Genomic DNA, 1,246 nt, shown 5'->3' with positions numbered 1-1,246 from the left:
TGGTATGCCCCGGTTCTAATGGAGTCGGGTTGCTGGACAATTGACGATCCAGCAGCCTTCGGAGGCCGTGATGCCCCGCAGCTATCCGCCCGAGTTCCGCCGCAAGGTCCTCGATCTCGTCGCATCCGGAAGGAAGGTCGCCGAGGTAGCCCAGCTCCTTGGCATCAGCGATCAGACGATCTACGTCTGGCGGCGCCAACACCTCATCGACACCGGACAGTTGCCCGGCACGAACAGCAGCGAGCTGTCCGAACTGGCTGCGGCCCGCAAGCGTATCGCCGAGCTGGAGGCCGAGTTGGCCATCCACCGGCGAGCTGCCGAACTGCTGGGTGAGGTGACGTCCCCAAAAGGCGGTTCGAAGCCATCCGCGTGATGGCCCGTGAACACCTGCCAGTGCAGCTGGCCTGCCGAGTGCTGCACGTTGCGGAGTCCGGTTACTACGCCTGGCGGGACCGGCCGCCATCGAACCGCCTGGTCAAGCACGCCTGGCTGACCGAGGCCATCGTGGGCATCCACGCCGCCTCCCGGGGCACCTACGGCTCCCGCCGGGTGCACGCCGAACTCGGCCTGGGCCTGCGCATCCATGTCAGCCACGGCACTGTTGAGCTGCTGATGCAGCGCGCCGGCCTGCACGGTCTGCCCGGCAACCGACGCCCCCGCGCCAAGCACGTGACCCCATCCGTCGCCGATCTGGTGGAGCGGAACTTCACTCGTCACGCCCGGGACCAGCTATGGGTCACGGACATCACCGAGCACCCCACCTTTGAGGGCAAGGTGTACTGCGCGGTCGTCCTGGACACGTTCTCGCGGCGTGTGGTGGGCTGGTCGATCGACGCCTCACCCACCGCGGCGCTGACCACCAACGCCCTGGCCATGGCCATCGGCAACCGTTCCCCGCGGCCGGGTGGCACCATCATCCACTCCGATCACGGAGTGCAGTTCGGGTCCTGGGCGTTCACCCAGCGCGCGAGGGCCTCCGGCCTGCTGCCCTCGATGGGCTCCATCGGGGACTGCGTGGACAACGCGATGATGGAGTCCTTCTGGGCCCGGGTCCAGGTCGAACTGCTCAACCGCAGACGGTGGCGGACCCGCCTGGAGCTGTCCACCGCGCTCTTCGAGTACCTGGAAATCTTCCATAACCGACAGCGCAGGCACTCCGCGCTGGGCATGCTCAGCCCGGTGGAGTACGAACTCCGCACCCCGCCAGTAGCCTGAAACCAAGCAACTCGACTCCACCCAACTCGGG

At 67.0% G+C, this 1,246-nt stretch carries 1 pseudogene; it reads left to right on the top strand.

Going from position 1 to position 1,246, the window contains the following annotated elements:
- The first annotated feature begins 70 nt into the window (after positions 1-70).
- A pseudogene (locus ACWD3I_RS49225) lies at positions 71-1,215 on the top strand (IS3 family transposase).
- Positions 1,216-1,246 lie beyond the last annotated feature (31 nt).

This window comes from Streptomyces sp. NPDC002817, assembly GCF_053592055.1.
Note: the sequence above shows the minus strand (reverse complement) of the source record. Positions and strands in the feature narration are given on the sequence as shown.